This window comes from Calyptranema fuscum S582, assembly GCF_055793305.1.
The window spans coordinates 52,366-76,077 of sequence record NZ_JBSLYH010000021.1; the positions used below are offsets into that span (position 1 = coordinate 52,366).

Genomic DNA, 23,712 nt, shown 5'->3' on the forward strand with positions numbered 1-23,712 from the left:
TCTGGGACTATCTACATTGCTATATGTATGGGCTATATGTATGGCTCTACGCAATCCAGTTAGGACATCAGGATGTCGGGGGCGGTGTTCCCACGCAGGGGTGAAACCCCTGCACCCCGTCCTAGCCCTAATGCGTACCGCCATATATGGCAATCCTATTTGATCTGTGAAAATGATTCGGTGTGAAAGCGCCCGCCCGAAGGGCGGGCGCTTTCACACCGAATTTAGGATCGCTATAAGAATTTAGGAACGTCGAATAATTTGGGCTTTGCCGTCATGAAGACGTTAGGCTAGTATTATCTGCAACCTTAGCTTGACTGTCTTAACCCATGACTGCTCCCTCGGAATTGGAAACTGCATCCAACCAAAATTCCAACCATGACGCTGCACTCAAGACGGCGAGTGGCGCTGCTGCGGTCAGTAAACCTGATCTCAACCCACCTGACGAAGTGCCGGATGACGAAGTGCCGGATGACATCGAGATGTCGTTGTTTGATCATCTGGAAGAACTGCGACAGCGCATTTTCTATTCCTTAATTGCTGCTGTAATCGGGATTATCGGCTGCTTCACCGTTGTCAATCAAATTGTCCGGTTGCTGGAAATTCCCGCACAGGGGGCAAAATTTTTGCAACTGTCTCCAGGCGAATACTTTTTTGTCTCCATTAAAGTTGCGGGCTACAGTGGGCTGTTGCTGGCAAGTCCGTTTATTCTCTATCAAATTATTCAGTTCGTTTTACCCGGTCTGACTCGCCGCGAGCGCCGTTTCTTAGGTCCTATTGTTCTCGGTTCCACGATCTTATTTGTGGCGGGCTTGTTCTTTTCCTATGTTGCTTTGATTCCGGCAGCCTTAAATTTCTTTATCAACTACGGCGAAGGTGTGGTCGAGCAACTCTGGTCAATCGATCGCTACTTTGAGTTTGTGCTGCTGCTCATGTTTAGTACGGGGCTGGCATTCCAGATTCCAGTGATTCAGTTGCTACTGGGTTTGTTGGGCATTGTGTCGTCCAAGCAAATGCTGTCGAGCTGGCGGATTGTGTTTCTGGGTGCCGCAGTATTAGGAGCCGTGTTAACCCCTTCCACTGACCCGATTACGCAGTCTCTTCTGGGGGGTGCAGTTTTAGCGTTGTATTTTGGTGGTGTTGGCATGGTGGTGTTGCTGGGACGGTGAGCGATCGCACCTGGAGAATTGCGATAAACCTTAACCTTAAGGCAATCTAGGGATTACCTCTCCTTTAGCTCAGCGCTTTAGGATGCGGTCAGGTAATCTAGGTAACACATATGCTTCAATCTTTTGCCCTGGAAGCGACCCCTGCGTTCGATCTACGACAATTGTTGGAGGAACTTTATCGGGGGCGTAGCCTTTACCCCTACTACAGTGGACAAGAGATTGCCATGTCACCTAACGAGATTTGGGTGGTTTGTCGGGGAGTGGTGCAGTTAGGGACGCTTTACGATACAGGCGATGAAGCATTGCTGGGTTTGGCAGGACCCTCGATGCTCTTTGGGTTGCCCCTGACCTTGATCCGTCCGTATCAGGCGATCGCCCTTTCTGATGTCGATTTGATGCGGCTGACTCAGGCAGAAATTGATCAGTCGCCGGTGCTGGCAAAAAGTCTGTTTCGCCAGCTAACTCGCCGCTTACGTCAGACAGAAGCGATCCTGGCGATGGTTGGCTACCGTCGGGTTGAAGATCGACTCCGGCATCTACTGATGTTACTTAAGCAAGAAGTCGGCTACCCAACTCCGGGTGGTACGCGCCTCAGTGTGCGGCTGACCCATCAACAGCTTGCCAATGCCATTGGCACAACTCGGGTAACCGTAACTCGACTTCTCAGCCAGTTGCGCGAAGAAGAATGGTTGAGTGTCGATCGGCATCGGCACATTATTTTGTCGCCCAATGCAACTGTCGGCATGGTCTAACGACAGAAACGGTGTTGTGGGGCGCTCCGCGCCCCACAACACCGTACCGAATCAACCCACGCAACGCTTTAGAGGGTGCGTGCCCAATGGGCACGCACCCTCTACCTCCAAATCACGCGGGAAATATTTAAGAGCCTCGCGAAGCGAGGCTCTTAAATATTTCCCGTCATATGGTAAATTAACGGCTTGCCATCATCCGTTGCTCTGGACGGTTTTGCACAATAGCGGGTTGGTCTACGCCATTTCCCACATCAATGACGTCGGATTGCAAGACAACAGCTCTGTACGGCACCACCCCCAGGCGATCGCTATTCAAACACTGGGCGGCTTCCTGTGATAGGTCTAGCGATCGTTGACCCACATAGGGACCGCGATCGTTAATGCGTACGACGACCGACTTACCGTTGCTCAAGTTGGTGACTTTGAGATACGTGTTAAACGGTAATGAAGGATGAGCCGCAGTCATGGCATTTTGGTCAAAGGTTTCGCCAGCGGCAGTTAAGCGCCCGTGAAACCGGGGTCCATACCAGGAGGCACTGCCTTCCAGCGTTGTCTCCGTGCGGGTTAAGTCATACATTAAACTTTGCGCCTCGACCAATGTAAACGGTTCGAGATCTAACGCAATGCGTAACTCATTCACCCAGGCGATCGCCAATAACTCAGCGTTGCGCTCCAGCGCGCTTGCCAGCGATGAATCAACCGTAAATAAAACCGTGTCGCCCACTTTTGCTGCCGGTTGGTTATTCACTACTGCGGGCTGTAAGGCAGCAGGGTCAAACCCTTCGGATTGAAATGTCTGTCGCAGTTGGTTGGCAATAGCATTGGCTTGTGCCTGATTGGGCAACTCGGCAATCAGATGATTGTTGACCCGAATTTGAAACATATTGCGATCGCCTGGGGTCTGACTGACCGCTTGTATCGGTTTCAAGACATCGCAAGACGATAGAGCTGTGAGCAAGGTGACCGATGGTGCCAGGTTAGGAGTTGCCGGAGAAGAAATCGATCGAACTACCGTCACTTGAGGGTGGGATGCCAACGGCTTGCCGAGTTCTGTCCAGCGAATAAAGAATCCCAAAAATCCTTGTACAGGGTCAATAGCGTCTTCTACGGTCTGCTTTAGCCTGGAATGAGTGGATGCCATCGCTGTAGGACGATGCCAACCAGCTGCCGCAAAAGACATTGCCAGAGGGGGTTGATTGCTTAAAAACGGAGAACTGATGATACTTCCAGCTGATCCAACCCTGATAGAAAGAGAAGTCTGAACTGATTCGACAGTTTTTAAAAAACTCTGGAGAGACAAAAAACTGCCTGCCAGTGAGGCAATCCAGAGAAAACTAATGAGGTTCATACACGAAAATAACTTTTTGGTAGAAGCGTGAAATTTTCTATGGAAGTGTTAAAAACATCTAGAAACAATACACAACCGTATCACATCATACAGACAGATCTCAAAGATGTTTATCTCTCTATGGGGTGAAGACAAGCTTGAGTCCCTTGCTGTGACTGGGAAGTTATTTCTGCGCAAAAACGGTCGAAACGGGCGTTTATTTTAGAGTTTGGGGATCGATCGGAAACACCTATTCACCACGGTGATGGATCGTGCAGTTCGAGCAAGAATCATCACTTTTTCTCATCACGTTTAATCAGAATTTAGAAATATAGCTTTACGGATTCACGTCAGGACGTTGGCGTGTGGGCACTGCCTCATGTAGTGGTAGACCCCCTGCATGCCATCGCAAAATTCCATGTATAGCGGTACGCATTAGGGTTAGGACGGGGTGCAGGGGTGAAACCCCTGCGTGGGGGCACCGCCCCACCCCCCTGATGTCCTAACTAGATTGCGTAGAACTATAGAAGTTGTTTTTTCGTGCGCTTCGCGTACGAAAAAACAACCCTCTTAGCGAGTTTTAAAACACGCTTTAGGATTCGATCAGGCAAGTGCTACGGGCTCAGGACAAATCGCCCATCTTCACCCGATTGCGTAAAACTGTATAAGAACACCTAATTGATAACGGCACCAATTCATGACATCAATTGACTTGCCAGGGCAATGGGAAAGCTTGCTGAAAAATTTAGGGAGTTGGCAAGGTTCTTTTACCCGACTGTCGCCTCAAGGAAACCTAAGGGAAGACACCCCTTCTTTGGTGTCGTTAGCAGGGGTGAATCAGAATCAAACGGTACGCCAAACGCTACAGTACTTTTCTGCTTCATCGGGTGAACTGGTCAACGAAACTGTGTTGGAATATTCTTCGTTGAGCCGAGGCATTCTATTGTTTGGCAATGGGGCGTTTTCCTTTGGGTCGCTCCAGTTTGGTCCGTTTTCTGAGTTCGGCGCAGAAATCGGGTTTATTCATGGCGATCGCCGTTTACGATTGGTGCAACTGTTCAATCGCGATAGTCAACTTGATCAACTGACCCTCATCCGCGAACATCGCCAGGGCACTCCTGCTGCCGAAAAGCCCCACCTGACCGTAGACGCGTTGCTCGGTACCTGGGTGGGAGACGCTATCACCCTTTACCCAGACTTACGTAGACCCGATCAGTATGCTACAACGCTGTCGATTAGCTTGGAAGGCGATCGCCTCTGTCAGCAACTCACCATGCCTCAGATGGAGTTAAAGTCCTCTGCAACTATCGATGGTTCCAGATTGTTATTTGAAACGGGCAGTTATCCTATGCAGGTGTTGTTATTACCCGATGGTGCTTCTGCCAGCGCCCCCCTGACGGTTCCTAGACGACAACCCTTTTTTCTAGAAGCAGGTTGGTTGATCGAACCCCATTTAAGGCAACGCATGATTCGGAGCTATGATGCTCAGGGCGGTTGGACGAGTTTGACTCTGGTGATCGAGCAGCGACAGTAATTCAATTGAAACGTGCTATAGCAACCTTTGTCCTAATCAGCCCTTCGGCTGCCATAGTAGCAATCAGGGTTGAAATCTTCGCGAAGCGAGGATTTCAACCCTGATTGCTACTGTTTGAATGGCACAGCGGTATTACTTCCCGACCTTAACCCCAGAACGACGTACCAGTGCATCGGCGGTCACTGCCAGCAATAGTACCGCACCCTGAACAATGCTTTTGACACTTTGATCTTGGTTCAACAGGTCTAAGCCATTATCCAAACTGCCAATGACCAGCGCGCCTAACACGACTGCCCAAACCGACCCTCGACCGCCAAACAGGCTGACCCCCCCAATGACGGCAGCGGCGATCGCATTCAACAGCAAAGTAGAACTGACCTGAGTCGCAACTGCTGTACTGCGAGACGTTAGCATAATGCCTGCGAAGGCTGCCAGTGTCGATGCCAGCATAAACACGGCAATTTTCATGCCTACGACGTTGATGCCTGCCCGCCGTGCGGCTTCAGCATTGCCGCCTACCGCATACAGGTGTCTACCAAAGCCGGTTTTGCGTAAGACCAGCCAGAAGACCACAATAATGCTGAGCGAAATCATTACCGCTTGAGGCACACCTTGATATGACTGGAACAGAATAATCAGAATCAAGGCGATCGCCAGTGCCGCACCCGTTTGCATGGCGATATGCGACATGGGACGGGTTGGTAGTCCAGCTTGGGCGCGACGACGATGTTCGTACCACAATCCCCCGGCATAGAGTGCAACTAGCAGTAGTGGAATACCCCAGCCCAACAGATCATTGAGATAGGTCGGCGCTAAGGACCGAATCGTTTGATCGCGCACAATCAGCGTGGTTTGCCGTCCCATCACAAGCAACAAGAACCCGGCATAACCAATCGAACCTGCCAACGTCACAATAAACGATGGCACTCGCAACACGGCAATAAAAAAGCCATTAACTAACCCAATTAACGCACCGACTGCCAGCGCTACGAAAATAGCTAGCCAGGGGTTGAAATTTTGATAAACCGATAGCACTGCCATAATGGCGGCGCACGCCTGTGCTACGGCTGCCAAACTCAGATCGATTTCACCCAGCAACAATACCAGCACCGCACCGACGCTGAGAATGCTGATCGTAACAATTTGCTGCGTCAGGTTTGATAAGTTACGTGCCTGAAGGAAAACGCCACTGGTAGTCAGTTGGAAGTAAATTGTGATCAACGCCAGAGTCAGCAAGACAGGGATAAACCCCATATCGCCCCGCATCAGCGATCGCACACTAAACGTTTGTCGTTTGGTGGGTTGTATCGTGTCCTCTGGAGGGGTCGTGGCGATCGCCCCATCTGAAGGTTTTGAAACATTCGGATCTAAGCTTTCCATAGTGATTTTGGTTCCTTCCCCTTATATGGCGTCATTCGGCGTTACTTCGGCGACATCGGCACCTGTGATGGCAGCCACAACCCGTTCGCGGGCAATATTGCGCGTTTCAAATGTGCCGCCCCGCTGCCCCAGACGCATCACGGTAATGCGATCGGTCACTTCAAACACATCATGCAAATTATGAGAAATCACAACGACCGCTAATCCCTGTTCCTTCAACCGCAGGATTAAATTCAGCACCTGTCGCGTTTGCACCACACCCAATGCGGCAGTCGGCTCATCGAGCAGCACCACCTTGGGCTTCCGCAAAATCGTTTTAGCCACAGCAATGCACTGACGTTGTCCGCCGGATAATGCCGCTACAGGCTGACGCACCGATGGAATTTTGACATCCAGTGTCTTCAGCACCTCAATGGTTTGCCGCTCCATTTCCGTCTCATCCAACACCTTCAGCACACCCGGAATCAGGGTGCGATAGGCTTCACGACCCAACCACAAGTTGGCAACCACATCTAAGTTGTCGCACAATGCCAGATCTTGATAGACCGTCTCAATCCCCAAGCGAGTCGAGTCCTGGGGACTTTGAATACTCACCTGCTGCCCATCAATTAAAATTTCACCCTCATCTGGAATGTACGCTCCAGACATGGTTTTAATCAGGGTGGACTTGCCTGCCCCGTTATCGCCAACTAACCCGACCACCTCTCCGGCATAAACATCGAAGTCCACATTTTTGAGGGCGTGAACCCCACCAAAGTACTTGTTGATGCCCCGAAGTTGTAACCGGGGCACTCTACCCATTGACGCTTGTTCGTCTGGCGTCACGGTCACTGCGCTATTGGTCATAGTTTTGATCAACCCTCCCTATAATTTGGGTACCGACTTCAATAAAATTCGCGACAGATGGAGAGGACTGAGGGACTGTATCTCCTGCCAGAGAACGGTGCCTGCCGCACTCCGATCGGTTGCGTTTGCGGTTGAAATTGCTCTGATTTCGCAGGGACGATGGGCAGGAGTGAGAGAAACGGTTTATGCCTGCAAACAGCCCCCACGAACGTTCACTTGGATTAGGGGCAAACGCCGCCTGCGCCCGCTGGCAAGCCCTGGCAGATTTGTTCTTTTGTCAGGAAGCCGTCTTTAATCACCGTGTCAGCAACGTTATTGATATCCACAACGATGGGGGTTGCCAAGACAGAAGGTACCTGAGCGCCGCCTAAAACCTCAGTCTGACCATTCACCAAACTACCGGGATCTTCTCCTTTACTCAGGGCAGCTACCAATTGGGCAGTGGCTCTGGCTTCGTCGATGATGGGCTTATAAATCGTCATTGCCTGGTCGCCCGTGAGGATATTTTGAATGCCGGTGAGGGTGGCATCCTGTCCTGTGACCAGCACCTTACCGTTCATATTCTGCACCCGCAGTGCGGCGATGACCGTATTTGCCATGCCATCATTCGCCACATAGGCAATCTGGACGTTGTTGGTTTCTTTGGTCAATACCCCTTCCATCAACGTCTGGGCTTTGGCATTATCCCAGTTGGGTGTGTACTGGTCGAAAATCAAGTTTAGATCGCCACTATCCACCAGGGGCTGTAGCTTGCTCAGTGCTCCTTCTCGGAAGAGTAATGCGTTGTTGTCGGTTTGAGAGCCATTGATCATCACCAGGTTGGCTCCCTTTTGTAGCTCAAAGTTGCCCTGCTGGAATTGGTCAACAATGTATTGCCCTTGCAATTCGCCGACCCGCTTATTGTCGAATGACACATAGTAAGCCGTATCAGGATCTTGAATCACGCGATCGTACGCAATCACCGGCACGCCAGTGGTTTTGGCTGACTGCACAATCACGGCTGCTTTTTCGCTGTCGCTCGGGTCTACCACTAAAATACAAGCCCCTTTGGTCAGGGCAGCTTCGGCTTGATTTTGCTGCGTATCTGCATTGTTATTGGCGTTGGAATATTGAATCGTGACTCCAGGTAACGCCGCTTTAATTTCTTGTTCTAGCAATGGGCGATCGTAAGCTTCATAGCGAGCCGAAGAGTCAGATTCGGGTAGCAAGACACCGACATTCATACAGCCTTTAGCCGAGTTGAATTGATCGGCTGTCGATCCAGTTTCAGAGCCGCCTTGATTAGTTGTGCAAGCAGCGAAAAGCAAAATTCCTAAAATCGGTAAGCTGTAGTGCGCCACTCGACCTAGTTTCAACATTATTTCCTCCGTGTTAACGATTGTTGGGTTTGATGTTTGTTTGGTAGTAAAGCTTGGGGCTACTCAGGATCGTGAGTTGAATAAAACTGAAGATTTATGTTGGGAAACGCAGCGTCGCCGCGCTTCCCAACATAAATGTTGCGTTCTTCCCATACAAAATCCTGAATTGGATGGAATTTGTAGTTCTAAAAAATAGAAAACTCTTGCAAGTAAGGATTAAGCAACGTCGGAATGGAAATCAAATAATGTCGATGATTTGTTATGTAAGCGAATGGTCGTTCGCCCTTGCAAAGGATTCAATCGTCGATTTGATCCACAATTCTCAGGGCTTGATATTACTCAACCCTGACCTCGATGCTCAGGATCACAAATTAGTTAAAACCCGGACGTTTATTTTTGTCAGTGCGGCTCCGCCGCGCTGACAAAAATAAATCTTCGGTTTGATTAAATCCACGATGCTTATCTCGACTTTTACTTTAAACAACGCATCGCGTTCAGTTCATCTGCTGGCGTTGAAATCAACGCACTCAATGGGGTTATAAACCCTATGGTTCAACTTAGAAAAGTATGACGTTCAATGCTGCAATTTAAGGGTAATTAAGCTGCGATCGCCTTTACCGAATTCAATCGCTAGAGGTAACGAATCAGTCAGCCAACCCTTTGATCAGCAGCCTTTCAATTCAACGCTATAGGTCAGGATTGCGATCGCAGATTAAACAAATCTGGCAACCAATACATTCATCAGACTATTTTTTGAAATTAAATCAAAGCCAAGATATTGATGTACCTGACTTCAACCAACAAAATAAAATGTTGGCAACAAAGATAAGTGCAACAATCTGATGTTTTGTATTTGAAAATAGCTTAGAAAAATTTTTTCTACAAAAACAAAATAGATTACACCATTAGCACTATCCTTTGCTCAAAAGCGTCTTAAAATTAATGCCCTAATGAATATTACTTTTACAGATTTCTTAGGGTTACAGGGCTTTAGAGCAATAAAATGTAATGTGAAACACAACTTAATATGAAGAATCTTCCGAATGAAGGATGACAAAAATGATATACCTTATTCGTTTTTTAAATATTTTTTGCACGACTGAAAACCCTACCTTTTTAAGTAGCTAATCCCTGCGAGGTAGTCGCGATTTGCTATGTCAATCTCGATCGGTAGGCGATGAGATGCGATCGCCAATCAGCACCACTACAAAAACCAGAATCGTAATCGCGATGGATGATGCAACGATCAAAAGAATTTGAGTCCAAGTAATTGACATCATGGTTCGATCCATTTTTTATCTAAACTTATAGTTACTCACCTTTGACCGTCAATCATCATGCATGTCGTGTCAAAGGATTTTTCTAGTTTCTGGCTCTGTCGCAGGATTCAGAGCCAATATTGGAGTCAATATTTTTATTGCGAGTCGGTTCCTGAATGAGATTTTTTCAGGTTAATGTATTCCAAATCATAAATCCTATTAAGACGTTTGCCGTTGGAACAAATCTGATTGTTTGTAATTAGCTCTAGCTTGATCGCTCATCAATTGGGGTTGCTTAAGCAACCCCAATTAAATAACTTATAATTCTTTTCGAGAGAGCGACGGCTCTGCCGTCGCTCTCTCGAAAAGATCTGGGTTTTACGCAATCCTCAATCCTGTGAACCTATACTGTGTCTGATCAAGGGTGGGGTGACGTTGGGTTAAGACGCGATTTATCTCGTCTTTGCTATCAGCCAAATGCCAGGAATTCGATATAAAACATCAGATCTGTCAGAAGCAGAAAATATAATGTTTGGGGTGATGCAATTCTGAGTCTTGAGTTGCAAAACGGATGGTTCCCCCTTTTAAAACGTCTGCTTCCAAGCGTTGGGTTGAATAATAAACTTTACGTCATAAAAAAATACTGTACAGAATCTCGTATTACGGTTTGGATTGTGATAGCTTTCTCCATAATTTCTTATTACTGATTTCCCTATGCCCCCTAAATTAAATGCCGACCCCATTTACTCCTATGGGGCAGTCTTACTAAAAACGACCCTGCTCAGTTTTTGTGTACAGGTGTTACCTGCGATCGCAACAGATCTACCGCCTGTCGCCTCTTCCCATCCCTTACCCCCTCAGATGGTTTCTACCGCGAGTCCTAAGTTAGAGCCAGTATTGCCGAAAGTCTCTAACCCATCGATCGAGCGCCCATCACTTTCCCCTCATACCATCTCTGCACCGAAACCAGCTCTCGATTTAGCACGTCCTGTTGCGGTTGATCCGTCGCCTATTTCTGAGACCAAGCAACTGTCGCCCGATCGCCCACCCACAGAACCTCTTCCCGATGCTCCGCTACAACTGCCCCCTCCCGAAGAGTTATTGCCTGCTCCAACACCTCCAGCCACCCCATCCGATGAACCGATTCCGGGTGAAGTGCCTGCAACTATCCATGTGGAATCGTACGAAGTGGTCGGCAGCACCGTCTTTAGCCCGGAAGAGTTGGCAGCTGTGACCCAAGCCTTTACAGGCGATGTCTCCTTTGCAGAGTTGTTGCAAGCCCGCTCTGCGGTGACGCAGTTATATACCGAAGATGGCTACATCACGTCGGGTGCGTTTATTCCACCACAAACCCTGGACAACGGAATAGTTCGCATTCAGGTGGTTGAGGGTCAGTTGGAGGGCATCAATGTCACGGGCACCCGACGCCTACATCCCAGCTACATTGCCGATCGGTTGGCGATCGCCGCATCGACTCCGCTAAACGTCAATCGTTTACTGAGAGGCTTGCAACTGCTGCAACTTGACCCCCTATTACAAAATCTTTCGGCAGAATTGGCAGCCGGGATCCGCCCCGGTACCAGTTTGTTGAATGTGCAGGTCGAAGAAGCCGATAGCTTTAATCTTCAGGTTGAGTTGGATAATGGGCGATCGCCTAGTGTGGGTAGTTTCCGTCGTCAGGTCGAAATGACCCAGGCAAATCTATTGGGTCTGGGTGATGGTTTAGTTGTGGGTTACACCAATACCGATGGGAGTAATGGGGTAGATACCAGTTACACCCTGCCGATCAATCCCCGCAATGGCACCCTGCGATTTGCCTTTGGCATTACGGGCAGTGAAGTGATTGAAGATCCGTTTAATGCACTCGATATCCAGGCTAAATCGCGGTATTACGAACTCACCTATCGCCAACCGTTGTTCCAGACCCCTAGTGAAGAATTTGCGTTGGGTGTCACGGCTTCTCACCAGACGAGTCGTACTGAATTGGGCTTTGATGATATTGGCGGGTTTCCTCTATCGCCCGGTGCCGATGAAGAGGGTCGCACACGGGTCACGGCACTACGCTTTTTTCAAGAATGGACGCAGCGTAGCAGTCGGCACGTTCTGGCAGCGCGATCGCAGTTTAGTTTGGGGTTAGATGCCCTGGGTGCAACGGTGAATAGCAATGCCCCTGACAGCCGATTCTTTTCGTGGCGAGGACAGGGACAATGGGTACGCCTTTTAGCACCAGATACGCTGCTGTTAGTGCGAACCGATGTCCAGCTTTCCGATGGCACAATGCTACCGCTGGAACAGTTTGGCATTGGGGGTCAGACTAGTGTCAGGGGCTATCGCCAGGATTTTTTACTATCTGATAACGGCGCATTGGCATCTGCCGAGTTACGCTTTCCGGTTCTCCGAGTCCGCAGTATTGATGGTTTGCTTCAGGTGATTCCATTTTTTGACCTGGGGATAGGTTGGAATAATGGCAATAGCCCAGATCCAAGTCCTGATCATTTAGTGGGGGTGGGTCTGGGGTTGCAATGGCGACAGGGCGATCGCTTTAGTGCCCGCTTAGATTGGGGCATCCCACTGGTTTCGGTGGATTCTAGAGAGAAAACCTGGCAGGAAAACGGCATCTATTTCTCACTGATTTACTCGCTGTTTTAGCCTGATCCGTATAGCCCATATCATTGCAACACCGATTGATTGCTCACACCTCATGGATCTTTACAAAATTAAAATCCACAACTGTTTTGGGAGAGTGCGGCGGAGCCGCACTCTCCCAAAACAGTTATTCAAGTTAAGGAATGAGAAGTAAATCAGATCGGTTTTTGTAGGATGTGTTAGGCGATCGCCGTAACGTATCACAAGCCCTAGAGTCGATGCGTTACGCTGCGCTAACACATCCTACGCAAGAATCCGGTTCTATTAAATCCACGATTCCTAATGGAGCTGTTAATAGACCCACTTAAACGTTTTACAACGGGGGTGCAGGGGTGGAACCCCTGCGTGGGGACGCAGCCCCCACCCCCATGGGGCAAAATTTAGTGAAAATCCCAGGTTTGGTGTGGCACGGCGGAGCCGTGCCACACCAAACCTGAATTGTATGTTCAATCTCTAAAGCTATGGAGCATTTGATTATACGTGGTTGTAGAAACCCCAGACTCATGCCGCTATGGGAACTGTCATAGATCTGACGCAGTCATCCTGCCAGTAAACCTATGATCGAGACATGAAAGATACACACCCTAAGCCCGTATGTGGGGGAACGACAATTATGAAAAACCTAATGCATTGGATGGCAGCTCCCACAGCCCTGGCGATCGCTCTTGTGATTGCGCCAAGTGCTTATAGCAACCCTGTCCAAACACCGTTGAATTCGACTGTTGTGGTCAGAGGCAACTCGGGTGGAGCACAATCTAACAATTCCTGTCGGGGCTTCATGTTTTCTGCAACCCCAAATCAAGTCGTTCAGGTAACTGAGCCTGCCACGTCTCTAACCTTCGCTGTGCAAGGCAGTGGTCAAATGGCATTGTTGATTACAGGTCCAGGTAGCCCCATCTGCATCCCAGCAGAACAAGGCGCGGGTGGTATCACGGTGCCAGGAGTTTGGCAGCAAGGGAGCTACTCCGTGTTTGTGGGCGATCGCGCTAATGCCGGCAGTGCCTTTACCCTATCGATCACTCAAGAAAACTAAATTCCCTTTCATCCACGAACAAACTCCTGAGGGCGGCAACTGCCCAATTCTGGCAAATCTCTAGTCTTTGAGTTGCTGTGAGGACACTTCAATCACTTCCACATCAACGGTACCAGGAGGTGCTAAGCGGATAAAGTGTCCCTCTTTTACTTGCAGCGGTTCTGCACAGCTAGGACATCTAAACTCCATGCCTTTAACCGCCGTAAACTGATAACTGCATACGGGGCATTGGGCATCTACGAGATTGCGTTTTAGCCACCAACGAAACCCGATAAACGCAATCACAGGGGTGAGGATCAAGAAGCCGATCAAAATTAGAATGGATTTGATCAACCACACTACACCCACTGCCCCGATCAACCAAAAAAATACAATCAGCGTCAGCCAAAAGCCGATACTCGGTATGTTGATTTGGAGACTCTTAAAACCATTTTGGTTCACTGCAAGCTCCCGCTTCTAAAATCGTTATTCTATCCATTCTATCCTTCCTCAATTCATCAGGTCTCTGACAAATTGGAGGCGTTGCTGATTTGGGTTACGAAATTGGGTGGGGATGCTGCGCTGCGTACGGCACTCCCACCCAATTTTATGGCTGGGTGAAGCACGCGGAAAATTCGTATTATCGTGCGTCCAGGTCGGTGAGCAGTTTTCCCAATTGATCCGCCAGGGCTGGCTGACTAAAAGCAGCTAACGCTTGCTGCCGCAACCAAACGCCATCACAGCGTTGATCATAGTCCTTCCCAAGGGCTGCGGCTGCCTGATGGTTGAGCATATCGATACAGGCGGTAGCGACGGCTACCGGGTCACGATGGGGAACGCGCCAGCCTAAGCGACCATCTTGTAACGGATCGGCAGACCCATCGGCATCACCCGACAGCACGGGGACACCGCACGCCATCGCTTCTAAATAGACAATGCCAAACCCCTCTTGTGACGGCATGATATACGCATCTGACAGGCGATAATGCTCGACCAGAGCCTCAGTTGGGACAAACCCGGCAAACACGACACGGTCGGAAATTCCTAAATCGTTTGCCAGTTGGGCAAGACGCGGTTGGTCATCGCCCCGCCCCACCACTAAATATTTCACAGTGGGAAATAGTTCAGCGATCGCCGGTAATGCCCGGATCGTGACATCCACCCCTTTGTAAATATCGCCGGACCACAGGCGCGCAACTGTCATTAACACGATAGATCCAGCTAAGCCATACGTGTTAACCAACTCGGGCGATTTTTCTCCCGGTGTAAAGCGATCGCCATCCACCACACAGGGTAATAGCCGAAATTTTGCCGGATCAAGCTGGTTAGCGGCGCACGCACAATCGCGACTATAGCGGCTAATCGTCCAAATTTGATCGGCGTGCTGCAATGCCCACCGAGCCGAAGTCGGCACTGGCTGCCAGACTTCTTTGCCATAGGTCAAGACGGTGTAAGGGATGCCCAGCGGACGGCAGACAGATGCGACCAGCGGTGCCAGATTGATATGCCCACAAAACACATGCTGAGGACGATGCCATAGGAGATAGGTGAATAAGGCGATCGCCATGCGCAACCGTCCTACACTGGGCGGCTGAGTTTTAAAGTAATGAAAGGTCAACGAGCCGGTGGTAAAGGGATTGATACAATCGGCTCCATCCCTGAGCAGAAAGACATCCGCAGGTGCTTGCTGGGGCAATGACAGGTAGCTGCGAAAAATATCCTGCACGTAGGATTGAATGCCACCCTCTCGACTAAAAATCTCCAGAAAGACAAATAGATACGAACGATTTGACTTGACCATCGCAGCATGTTTTAGCAGTGTATAAGGGCAAATCTTTCAAATACGAGTCGTTTAGATCAGGAATTTAATGAAACCTAATTCTTTTTGAGAGAGCGACGGCAAAGCCGTCGCTCTCTCAAAAAGAAGACACGTTAACTTCAGGGGCTAAACCCGCGTTTAGGACACAGCCGGGGCGATCGCCCCGGACTGTAAACGCTCTACATCTTTATGCACCATCTCTTCGATTAACTGATCAAACGTCACCTGAGGTTGCCAACCCAGTTTCTCTTTGGCTTTTGTCGGATTGGCAACGAGTTGATAATGTTCATCAGGGCGAAGCAATTTAGGATCGACTTTGACATACCGATGCCAATCCAGATCTACGCAGGCAAATGCAGCAGAGACTAAGTCTTCGACTGAGTGAAGTTGACCTGTGCCAATGACAAAATCTTCTGGCTGGTCAACCTGCAACATCCGCCACATGGCATCGACATAATCCCCGGCAAATCCCCAGTCTCGTTTAGCCCGGAGATTACCAATTTCCAGGCGATCGCTCAACCCTAATTTGATCGAAGCAGCGGCTAAAGATACTTTTCGGGGCACAAAATTCGGCGGTCTTAACGGTGACTCATGGTTATATAAAATGCCGCTACAGGCGAACAGGTTGTAGCGTTGACGATGGTGCACCATCGTCCAATGCGCATGAACTTTAGCCGCCGCGTAGGGATTCATGGGACGAAATGCGGTGTTTTCATCCTGAGGTGATTCCGTCACCTCTCCAAACATTTCAGAACTACTTGCCTGATAAAACCGAGTCGCTAAACCCACTTGTCTGACGGCTGTCAGTAAACGGGTGGCTGTACCAGTAACCAGATCAAGGGTGCCTAATGGATCTTCCCAAGACGCCGGCACAAAACTCGGCGCGGCTAGATTATAAATTTCGTGCGGTTGAAACTGTTCAACGGTTTTTAATAAGGCATTTGGATCGGTCAGTAGCACCGGATAAATTTCAACCCGTTCCACCAGATCTCCTAACCTGGATAAATTGCTTTGTCGATGGGGAGGCACCAACCCCACAACGCGGTATCCCTGGCTTAATAACAATCGACTGAGGTAATACCCGTCTTGACCCGTAATTCCAGTGATTAGAGCTGTCTTTTCCATGGTTTAACGCATATCCTTTATCCTTCCGTTAGTGGAAAGATTCCAGGGTTTAGTAATTGGTTAGAGCTGAGCACGCATCCCAAATCCGGTCAATGGCTGGTGCTAAAGATCATGGATTTTACAAAATCCCAACTCTTTTTGAGAGAGCGACGGCTCTGCCGTCGCTCTCTCAAAAAGAGTGACAGGTCACACCAATTAAATATGAGTTTGCAACGTGTGAGAGGGGGTGGGGGTGAGACCCCACGAAGGGGCGTAGACCCCTCCACCCCCGCTTTGAATTCGATGCATCCTCTTATATAGCAGCCGAGAGGCTGGTTGAACGGGGTGCAGGGGTGGAACCCCTGGCTGGGGGCGCAGCCCCCACACCCCCACTGTTCTAACCATCTACTCAATTGCTATAGAGACGGGATTAGATGAATCTGTGATCTTCAGTCAGCTTGGCAAACGGATTGGACATCAGGGTTTAGACGTCAATGATTGCTACACCCCTTGATTGCTGCTAAATCCTAACAAATCGATCGCTGGAAAACTCAGATTTTTCAGAAAGGGTTAACCAAATCTTTAAGGCGATCGCCCCAATGTCCCTTCGAAACGCACTGGGAAACATTGATGTTTCAGATCCCTAAGTTGGCACTTCCGAACCACTGGGTTGCTTTACCCGATATTTGACAATCAAAAGACAATTTCGATGATCTGGCGATCGTTGATAAACGACCTGATCTGCCAACCGGCGCAATAAAAACCAGCCATACCCCCCCTGCCGCAGGGTTCCGGGTTTGGGTTCTTCTACAGAGTTTGGATCAAACGGGTTGCCTTGATCCCAAATGCGGATCTCAATTCGATCGTCCCATAGGGTTAAGTCAAGCTCGATACTTGTTTCGAGAGGTAAATTATGATGCGCATGGCGAACCGCGTTCGTAAAACCCTCGGTCAATGCCAGACTCAAGGGATAAACTTGATGGCTCAGCCAGAAAGTCTCTGAACCATAGTCTAGACAAAATCGCTTAAACCATTCTTGTATTTGAACAAGAAGGTTTAAGTCGCTGTTGACGGTCAAATGAGTTTGCTGCAACATCATGACTTAGCAGCTGATTTTATTAAATTTGCGATCTCATCAGAGCTGAATTGGCTGTGTGACGAACACCCCTCTCTATCGAGCGGTATTTAGCGAACCATCACACCATTAGCCCCTGATCAAGCCTAATATACCTTGCTACAGGGCATAACCTGAGGATTATTAAGATAGCGCAAGGCTCAACGGTCTGGATCAACCATTTTGGGGATTTAAAAAGAGAATACCTGCATTGTTGGGCAGACGTGCGATCGCACAACCCACTCAACAATACAGGCTCAAGCAATTGAAACGAAATCTTAGAACAAACCCAGTGTTAAAGATTTGTCAATGGGGAAGGTTGCACCAATACCCAACCACAGTGTTACGGCTGTGCCAAATAAGAATGCCGTGGTCGCAACCGGGCGACGGAACGGATTTTGGAACTTGTTCACACTTTCGATAAAGGGAATTAGCATCAAGCCGAGAGGAATTGCGGTTTGCAATGCAATACCCAACAACTTGTTAGGAACAATCCGAAGAATCTGGAACGCAGGATACAAATACCACTCCGGCAAAATTTCCAGAGGCGTTGCAAATGGGTTTGCTGGTTCCCCAACCATGGCGGGGTCTAATACAGCCAGAGCCGTGCAGCAGGCGATCGTACCGAGAATCACGACCGGGAAAATGTAGAGCAAATCATTGGGCCAAGCGGGTTCACCATAATAGTTGTGCCCCATGCCCTTCTTCAGCTTCTCGCGAAGTGCTGGATCGCTGAGATCTGGCTTCTTAATCGTTGCCATCTATTGTGTTCTCCTAAACGTCCTGGGTCAAGCAGTGAAGATCGGGGGATTAAAAGATACTAACAGTTGGACTTGAGCGAAGTCCACATGAAGCGAGCCTTTCTGTGTGGTCGTGCTGACAACAGGAAAGATTAATGCAGTTATAAAGGACCGGAAATACCTTGCTTACGGATCATCAAGAAATGCAGCAGCATGAAGACCGCAATTGCCCAGGGAAGAACGAAGGTATGCAAGCTGTAGAAGCGAGTCAGGGTTGACTGACCGACGCTAGCACCACCCCGCAGCAATTCCACCATCGAAGGTCCGACGAGAGGAATGGCATCTGGTACGCCAGATACGATTTTAACCGCCCAATAGCCAACCTGATCCCAAGGTAAGGAATAACCCGTTACACCAAAGGACACCGTTGTAACTGCCAAGATGACGCCTGTTACCCAGGTTAACTCGCGGGGCTTTTTGAATCCGCCTGTGAGATAAACCCGAAAAACGTGAAGGATCATCATCAGCACCATCATGCTGGCAGACCAGCGATGGATGGAACGGATCAGCCAGCCAAAGCTAACCTCGTTCATCAGGTACTGAACAGATGCAAACGCTTCTGTAACAGTGGGTTTGTAATAAAAGGTCATTGCGAAGCCGGTCGCAAACTGAATGACGAAACAAACGAGGGTAATTCCGCCCAAACAGTAAAAAATATTAACGTGAGGAGGAACGTATTTGCTGGAGATATCATCCGCGATCGCTTGAATCTCAAGCCGCTCCTCGAACCACTGAAATGCTTTTGAGTCAGTGACCTGCTTAGTAAACATGAAGCAAGATTTCCAAAAGATGTATGCCTGTCAATAAAAAATGTAACATAGCTCTCAGCTATAGCAGTCTTAAATGAGGAGTGAATTTGGTTTTGCCGTGATGAGATTCGATTTAGCCCTTATCACACCACAACCCAATTTGAGATGGCTATAAGGCTCTATGGCAGTCCTACCCATGAGTCGTAAGACAAGCGGATAAGCGGATTGTGAGAGGGCGCACGCCCTCTCACAATCCATTCAGGATTGCTCTGGAGTTGAGGTTGGGGTCGCTGGGGGATGATTCTGGTAATGATTTTTGTTGTGAGATCTTTGCCCTTGTCCCGAAAATCCTGCCATGGGTATCATAAGTTGAACGGGCTACAGACTGCACCGCCGCTTGTATCCCTTATCCCGTATCCCTTGTTCTGCCGTCGAGTGTAACTGCTCTCTCGACTCCAGCCTGGTTCTCGAACCCAGTACCCCCGCCACGTCTGCTAAGATAGCAATTTAATTCGTAGACCAAATTTGCTTAATTAACTGTTACAAAAAAACATGCCAGGAATAGGTTCGCTGGCGGGTTCTCGTTTAGCCTGACAAATTTTTAATATTTTCTTCACATATGAGAAGACGAATTCTTCGGATTGGGTTACTGTTCATTTTGCTGATGACGGTCGGAATGGGGTACTTTATCCCCCAAGCCGCAGCCTTTACAGAAGAACAAAAGTTGCTCAGTGAAGTCTGGCGAATTGTAGATAGGGCGTATGTAGACAGCAGCTTTAATCACCAAAATTGGTGGTTTGTGCGCCAGAATGCATTGCGCCAGCCTCTAAACAATCGCGAGGAAACTTATACCGCTATCCAGTCGATGCTCGCGTCTCTGGATGACCCCTTTACCCGGTTATTGCGCCCCGATCAATATCGCAGTCTTCAGACCAATACCTCAGGCGAATTGACGGGTGTGGGCTTGCAAATTACCAAAGACCTTCAGGCAAACGAATTGCGGGTGATTGCCCCGATCGAAGGATCTCCGGCAGACCAGGCTGGTATTAAAGCTCGCGATCGCATTATTAAAATTGATAACGCATCTACAGCGGATCTGAGTTTGGATGAAGCGGCGGATCGGATGCGGGGTCCCACGGGCAGTCGGGTAATGCTAACGGTGCTGCGAGAATCATCTGCACCCCAAGACATTGAGTTAGTCCGCGATCGCATTAGCCTGAACCCGGTTCATTCAGAATTGCAACATCAGGCGAATGGCACGAACCTGGGTTATATTCGCCTCAGCCAATTTAATGCCAATGCCACGGTTGAGCTAGCCCATGCTATCAGTCGCCTGGAAAAGCAAAATGCTGATGCTTATATTTTGGATCTGCGCAATAATCCCGGTGGCTTATTGCAGGCAGGTATCGAAATTGCCAAGCTTTGGCTAAATGAAGGCACCATTGTGTATACCGTCAACCGCGAAGGCATTCAAGATAGTTTTGTTGCCAATGGTCATGCGCTGACCGACGACCCCTTAGTGGTTTTGGTCAACCAGGGGACTGCTAGTGCCAGCGAAATTTTGGCAGGTGCCCTGCAAGACAATGGTCGTGCCAAATTGGTAGGGCAACGCACCTTTGGCAAAGGGTTGATTCAATCGCTGTTTAACCTGTCGGATGGGTCAGGTCTGGCTGTAACGATCGCCAAGTATGAAACGCCCAACCACAGTGATATCAACCGCCAGGGCATTAACCCCGATCTGGAGGTCGCGATCGAACCGATTAAACGAGATCAAGTGGCAACGGCTGCCGATGGTCAGTTTCAAGCTGCCGTTGAGCTGTTAGCCAACCCAGGTGTTTTGGCAGATGCAGCGTGAGTCAGTCCCTGAGTCGGATTTATCATGACCCCCTGCATGGTGCGATCGTGCTGGATCGCAGTGATCCGGTTGCCGTTCTGCTGATTCATCTGATTGATACGCCTGCTTTTCAACGATTGCGCCGGATTCGCCAACTGGGACCTGCCAGCCTGACCTTTCATGGGGCAGAAAGTTCTCGGTTTACCCATTCCTTAGGGGTAATGGCGATCGCCCGTCGCGCGTTCGATCGCCTTGCGCATCACTACCCGCTGCTCCAACCCTATCGAGCTGCTGTTCTTTGCGCTGCGTTGCTGCATGACATTGGGCATGGACCTTTTAGCCACACCTGCGAAGAAATTTTTGGCTGTCAGCATGAACATTGGACGGTCAGAATTTTGCGAGAATCTCAGCCTGTACGGCAATTGCTGGATGGATTTGACCCCAATTTACTACCGCAAATTGAACAGATCTACCGCAAAGACCATCCGGTTCCGCTGGTGTGGCAGTTGGTGTCGAGCCAGCTGGATTGCGATCGCTTTGACTATCTGATGCGTGATAGCTACTTTACGGGGGCAACCTACGGCAAAATCGACCTGGATCGAATTCTGCTTGCCCTCGACTACGACCCCGTCACCCAACAACTGGTTGTCGCCATTAAAGGGATGGCAGCGGTCGAACATTATCTGATCGTGCGTTATTTTATGTACGCCCAGATTTACAACCATCCCAAAAATCTGGCGGCATCCTGGGTGCTTGAACAAGCATTTACGCGAGCCAGAGAATTGTCATCGGCTCAACTGGTTGCGGATGAAACTGTTCAGGCTTGGCTGTGGAAAGATTGTAACGAATTGCCATTGCGCCATTACTTAGACGCTGATGATGGTGTATTTCTCTATCATCTACAACGCTGGCAACAGCAGACTGACCCCGTGTTGGCAGATCTCTGTCGTCGATTTTTAGATCGAGATTTATTTAAAGCACTCGAAATTACTCACCTTGAAGCCGACGAGCAACAAAGCTTACTCCAGCGGGTTCGAAATCAGCTGCACGAAAAAGGTATGGAACCTGACTATTACACCTGTTTGAGAACGACCTTTAGTAGCGGCTATACGCTGTATCAACGCGGCATTAAATTGCAAACCGAACGGGGGCTGATAGAAATCAGTGATCTGTCTCCTCTGGTGAAAACCTTGATCCAACCCTGGAAGCGCAGTTGGCTAATTTATCCGAGGGAAGTAGCCGTGAGCGATGTATGAAATGTCTTGGCATTGATTTTGGTTGGCGATCGCAGCCCAGTGGCTTATGTTGCTTAGAGTGGCAGGCAGGGCAGTTGCAGTTAGTCGCATTACAGCGCCTGGATGCGATCGCTGATATTTTGGCATGGGTTGATTGCCAAATTTCGCCCGATGAAGCAGGCATTATTGCCGTTGATGCCCCCACACTGATTCCCAATGCGACTGGAATGCGATTGTGCGATCGCCTTACCCACAAATACTTTGGGCGTTACCATGCAGGCTGCTACCCGGCAAATCTGGGCAGTCCATTTGCCGAACGAACGGTAGCACTGGGGCTGAGCCTGGAAGCCAGAGGATTTCTTCACGCTCCGGTCTTAGACCCGCAACACCCCGGACGCCATCAGATTGAAGTATTTCCTCATCCTGCGATCGTGCATCTGTTTGGCTTAGATCGCATTCTCAAATATAAAAAGGGACGATTGGCAGAGCGTCGGCTAGAATTGCTTCGCCTGAGGAATTATATGCTGACTGTGTTGCCGACCCTTACCCCAGCACTGGATCTGAGCGATCGCCATCTCCCCCCTATTCCTGAACGTGGCAGCGACTTGAAAGCCGTTGAGGATCAACTGGATAGCTTGATCTGTGCCTACGTGGCGGCGCATTGGTGGTACTGGGGGTTAGAGCGAAATCTGGTATTGGGCGATCGCAGTACGGGGTATATCGTTGTTCCAGTGCCCAAGGCAGAATGATGTACTCTCTAGCACTGCAAATCCTAAATGCGATATGGGTGAAGGGGGTAGAACCCCCTCCACCCCCTCTAAAACGTTTGGTTTTGGATACTAGCCCTAACTCAACGGGATAGGCGATCGGTGCCGTACTATGTTTGCTAAGAGGATGTTTGAAAAGTGGTCGGTTGTGATTTTCGACACCGGCTGATCCCCCCTAGCCCCCCTTCAAAAGGGGGGAACTGGTTCTAAAGTCCCCCTTTTGAAGGGGGATTTAGGGGGATCTGAAACATTTTGATACCAACAGTAGGACTTTCAAAACACCCTCTAAGACCTAACCCGCTCCGTGTCACTTACCCGTACCCATGCTAAATAATTCGTTTTCCTTATCCATTCAATTACCCCCAGAATTGCTAGACCGTCTGAAGGCATACCAGGACACTCAAAACATCACCAGTATTTCAAGTGCTGTTGTGGATGTGCTGATGCAATTTTTTGAGCTGGGCAATCATCCGACTTACGCTTCATTAGAGCGATTGGAAACATTAGAAAGTAAAGTTGCTATCCTGACTCTCCAGGTGCAACAACTCAGCCAGCTTTCCTTGCAATCGTCCTCGATTGCACCGACTACAAATCTGCATATTTCCGTTGACGACGACGATATTGAAGACGAACCCGACGAAATTTTATATGCTTTTTTGCCAGAAAATGAATGATTGCTATCAACCCTAAAAATTGTTGGCAAATTTTGCTATTTCTGCGTCATTTGGTTCAAAATTACCCTAGTACACCAACTTAAAAGTTTTAGAGGGGGTGGAGGGGGTAAAACCCCCTCTTGGGGGCGCAGCCCCCAAACCCCCATGTTGCAAAATTTCGTGTTTGCAACACTAGTATATAGTCCTAAAAAAGGAATACTTTTTCGTTGGACGAATGACGTCTGCCCAACGAAAAATATTTCACACATACCCCTACCGACTGGTACACCAAATTAATAGCTTTAGAGACGTTGGAGGGGGTGAACTTTTTGGGGGCGCAGTCCCCAACCCTCC

21 protein-coding genes are annotated in these 23,712 nt (G+C 49.1%); 10 read left to right on the forward strand and 11 right to left on the reverse strand.

Going from position 1 to position 23,712, the window contains the following annotated elements; all coding sequences use genetic code 11:
- Positions 1-329: 329 nt before the first annotated feature.
- Complete coding sequence (gene tatC, locus ACR6Z4_RS15630; protein ID WP_479718222.1) at positions 330-1,169, forward strand: twin-arginine translocase subunit TatC; 840 nt, start codon at positions 330-332, stop codon at positions 1,167-1,169.
- 110 nt (positions 1,170-1,279) lie between these two features.
- Positions 1,280-1,921, forward strand: a complete 642-nt coding sequence (locus ACR6Z4_RS15635) for a Crp/Fnr family transcriptional regulator (RefSeq protein ID WP_479718223.1) — start codon at positions 1,280-1,282, stop codon at positions 1,919-1,921.
- Positions 1,922-2,099: 178 nt separating this feature from the next.
- Here the strand turns inward: ACR6Z4_RS15635 and ACR6Z4_RS15640 are convergent, their stop codons facing one another.
- Positions 2,100-3,101 carry a septal ring lytic transglycosylase RlpA family protein gene (locus ACR6Z4_RS15640; protein ID WP_479718224.1) on the reverse strand — a complete coding sequence of 334 codons (1,002 nt, stop codon included), beginning with the start codon at positions 3,099-3,101 and terminating at the stop codon, positions 2,100-2,102.
- Positions 3,102-3,945: 844 nt separating this feature from the next.
- Between ACR6Z4_RS15640 and ACR6Z4_RS15645 the strand changes: the two genes are divergently transcribed.
- Positions 3,946-4,782, forward strand: coding sequence for a DUF3598 family protein (locus tag ACR6Z4_RS15645; RefSeq protein ID WP_479718225.1), 837 nt, complete (start codon positions 3,946-3,948; stop codon positions 4,780-4,782).
- A gap of 132 nt (positions 4,783-4,914) precedes the next feature.
- On the opposite strand, the gene ACR6Z4_RS15650 is transcribed toward ACR6Z4_RS15645, so the two are convergent.
- The 3 genes from ACR6Z4_RS15650 to ACR6Z4_RS15660 all read right to left on the reverse strand — a co-directional run bounded on the left by ACR6Z4_RS15650 (position 4,915) and on the right by ACR6Z4_RS15660 (position 8,366).
- Positions 4,915-6,162, reverse strand: a complete 1,248-nt coding sequence (locus ACR6Z4_RS15650; RefSeq protein ID WP_479718226.1) for a sugar ABC transporter permease — start codon at positions 6,160-6,162, stop codon at positions 4,915-4,917.
- Between the two features lie 21 nt (positions 6,163-6,183).
- Positions 6,184-7,008: an ATP-binding cassette domain-containing protein gene (locus ACR6Z4_RS15655; RefSeq protein ID WP_479718227.1), complete on the reverse strand. Its 825-nt coding sequence runs from the start codon at positions 7,006-7,008 to the stop codon at positions 6,184-6,186.
- Between the two features lie 221 nt (positions 7,009-7,229).
- Positions 7,230-8,366 carry an ABC transporter substrate-binding protein gene (locus ACR6Z4_RS15660; protein ID WP_479718228.1) on the reverse strand — a complete coding sequence of 379 codons (1,137 nt, stop codon included), beginning with the start codon at positions 8,364-8,366 and terminating at the stop codon, positions 7,230-7,232.
- Positions 8,367-8,611: 245 nt separating this feature from the next.
- Between ACR6Z4_RS15660 and ACR6Z4_RS15665 the strand changes: the two genes are divergently transcribed.
- Positions 8,612-8,788 (forward strand): hypothetical protein, encoded by a 177-nt coding sequence (locus ACR6Z4_RS15665; RefSeq protein ID WP_479718229.1) that lies wholly within the window; start codon positions 8,612-8,614, stop codon positions 8,786-8,788.
- 735 nt (positions 8,789-9,523) lie between these two features.
- Here ACR6Z4_RS15665 and ACR6Z4_RS15670 read toward each other — a convergent pair.
- On the reverse strand, positions 9,524-9,646 hold the full coding sequence (locus tag ACR6Z4_RS15670) for a hypothetical protein (protein ID WP_479718230.1): 123 nt from the start codon (positions 9,644-9,646) through the stop codon (positions 9,524-9,526).
- Between the two features lie 693 nt (positions 9,647-10,339).
- Here ACR6Z4_RS15670 and ACR6Z4_RS15675 point away from each other — a divergent pair.
- Positions 10,340-12,274: a ShlB/FhaC/HecB family hemolysin secretion/activation protein gene (locus tag ACR6Z4_RS15675; RefSeq protein ID WP_479718231.1), complete on the forward strand. Its 1,935-nt coding sequence runs from the start codon at positions 10,340-10,342 to the stop codon at positions 12,272-12,274.
- A gap of 610 nt (positions 12,275-12,884) precedes the next feature.
- Positions 12,885-13,304 (forward strand): hypothetical protein, encoded by a 420-nt coding sequence (locus ACR6Z4_RS15680; RefSeq protein ID WP_479718232.1) that lies wholly within the window; start codon positions 12,885-12,887, stop codon positions 13,302-13,304.
- Positions 13,305-13,364: 60 nt separating this feature from the next.
- Here the strand turns inward: ACR6Z4_RS15680 and ACR6Z4_RS15685 are convergent, their stop codons facing one another.
- From ACR6Z4_RS15685 to petB, 6 genes are all read right to left on the reverse strand, one after another.
- A complete protein-coding gene (locus tag ACR6Z4_RS15685; RefSeq protein WP_479718233.1) occupies positions 13,365-13,745 on the reverse strand; it encodes a hypothetical protein in 381 nt (126 codons plus the stop codon).
- Positions 13,746-13,923: 178 nt separating this feature from the next.
- The gene (locus tag ACR6Z4_RS15690) at positions 13,924-15,084 is read right to left on the reverse strand and encodes a glycosyltransferase family 4 protein (RefSeq protein ID WP_479718234.1); all 1,161 of its coding nucleotides are present in this window, start codon (positions 15,082-15,084) and stop codon (positions 13,924-13,926) included.
- A 156-nt stretch (positions 15,085-15,240) separates the two neighbouring features.
- On the reverse strand, positions 15,241-16,227 hold the full coding sequence (locus ACR6Z4_RS15695) for a GDP-mannose 4,6-dehydratase (RefSeq protein ID WP_479718235.1): 987 nt from the start codon (positions 16,225-16,227) through the stop codon (positions 15,241-15,243).
- Between the two features lie 622 nt (positions 16,228-16,849).
- Positions 16,850-17,302 carry an ATP-binding protein gene (locus ACR6Z4_RS15700; protein WP_479718268.1) on the reverse strand — a complete coding sequence of 151 codons (453 nt, stop codon included), beginning with the start codon at positions 17,300-17,302 and terminating at the stop codon, positions 16,850-16,852.
- 296 nt (positions 17,303-17,598) lie between these two features.
- Positions 17,599-18,081: a cytochrome b6-f complex subunit IV gene (petD, locus tag ACR6Z4_RS15705; protein ID WP_479718236.1), complete on the reverse strand. Its 483-nt coding sequence runs from the start codon at positions 18,079-18,081 to the stop codon at positions 17,599-17,601.
- 140 nt (positions 18,082-18,221) lie between these two features.
- Positions 18,222-18,890 carry a cytochrome b6 gene (petB, locus tag ACR6Z4_RS15710; protein WP_479718237.1) on the reverse strand — a complete coding sequence of 223 codons (669 nt, stop codon included), beginning with the start codon at positions 18,888-18,890 and terminating at the stop codon, positions 18,222-18,224.
- A 598-nt stretch (positions 18,891-19,488) separates the two neighbouring features.
- Here petB and ctpA point away from each other — a divergent pair.
- The 4 genes from ctpA to ACR6Z4_RS15730 all read left to right on the forward strand — a co-directional run bounded on the left by ctpA (position 19,489) and on the right by ACR6Z4_RS15730 (position 23,379).
- Positions 19,489-20,724, forward strand: coding sequence for a carboxyl-terminal processing protease CtpA (ctpA, locus tag ACR6Z4_RS15715; RefSeq protein ID WP_479718238.1), 1,236 nt, complete (start codon positions 19,489-19,491; stop codon positions 20,722-20,724).
- A complete protein-coding gene (locus ACR6Z4_RS15720; protein WP_479718239.1) occupies positions 20,721-21,959 on the forward strand; it encodes an HD domain-containing protein in 1,239 nt (412 codons plus the stop codon). The genes ctpA and ACR6Z4_RS15720 overlap by 4 nt, the downstream gene beginning before the upstream one ends.
- Positions 21,956-22,687, forward strand: a complete 732-nt coding sequence (locus tag ACR6Z4_RS15725; protein ID WP_479718240.1) for a DUF429 domain-containing protein — start codon at positions 21,956-21,958, stop codon at positions 22,685-22,687. The genes ACR6Z4_RS15720 and ACR6Z4_RS15725 overlap by 4 nt, the downstream gene beginning before the upstream one ends.
- 341 nt (positions 22,688-23,028) lie before the next feature.
- Complete coding sequence (locus ACR6Z4_RS15730) at positions 23,029-23,379, forward strand: hypothetical protein (RefSeq protein ID WP_479718241.1); 351 nt, start codon at positions 23,029-23,031, stop codon at positions 23,377-23,379.
- Positions 23,380-23,712: the final 333 nt, after the last annotated feature.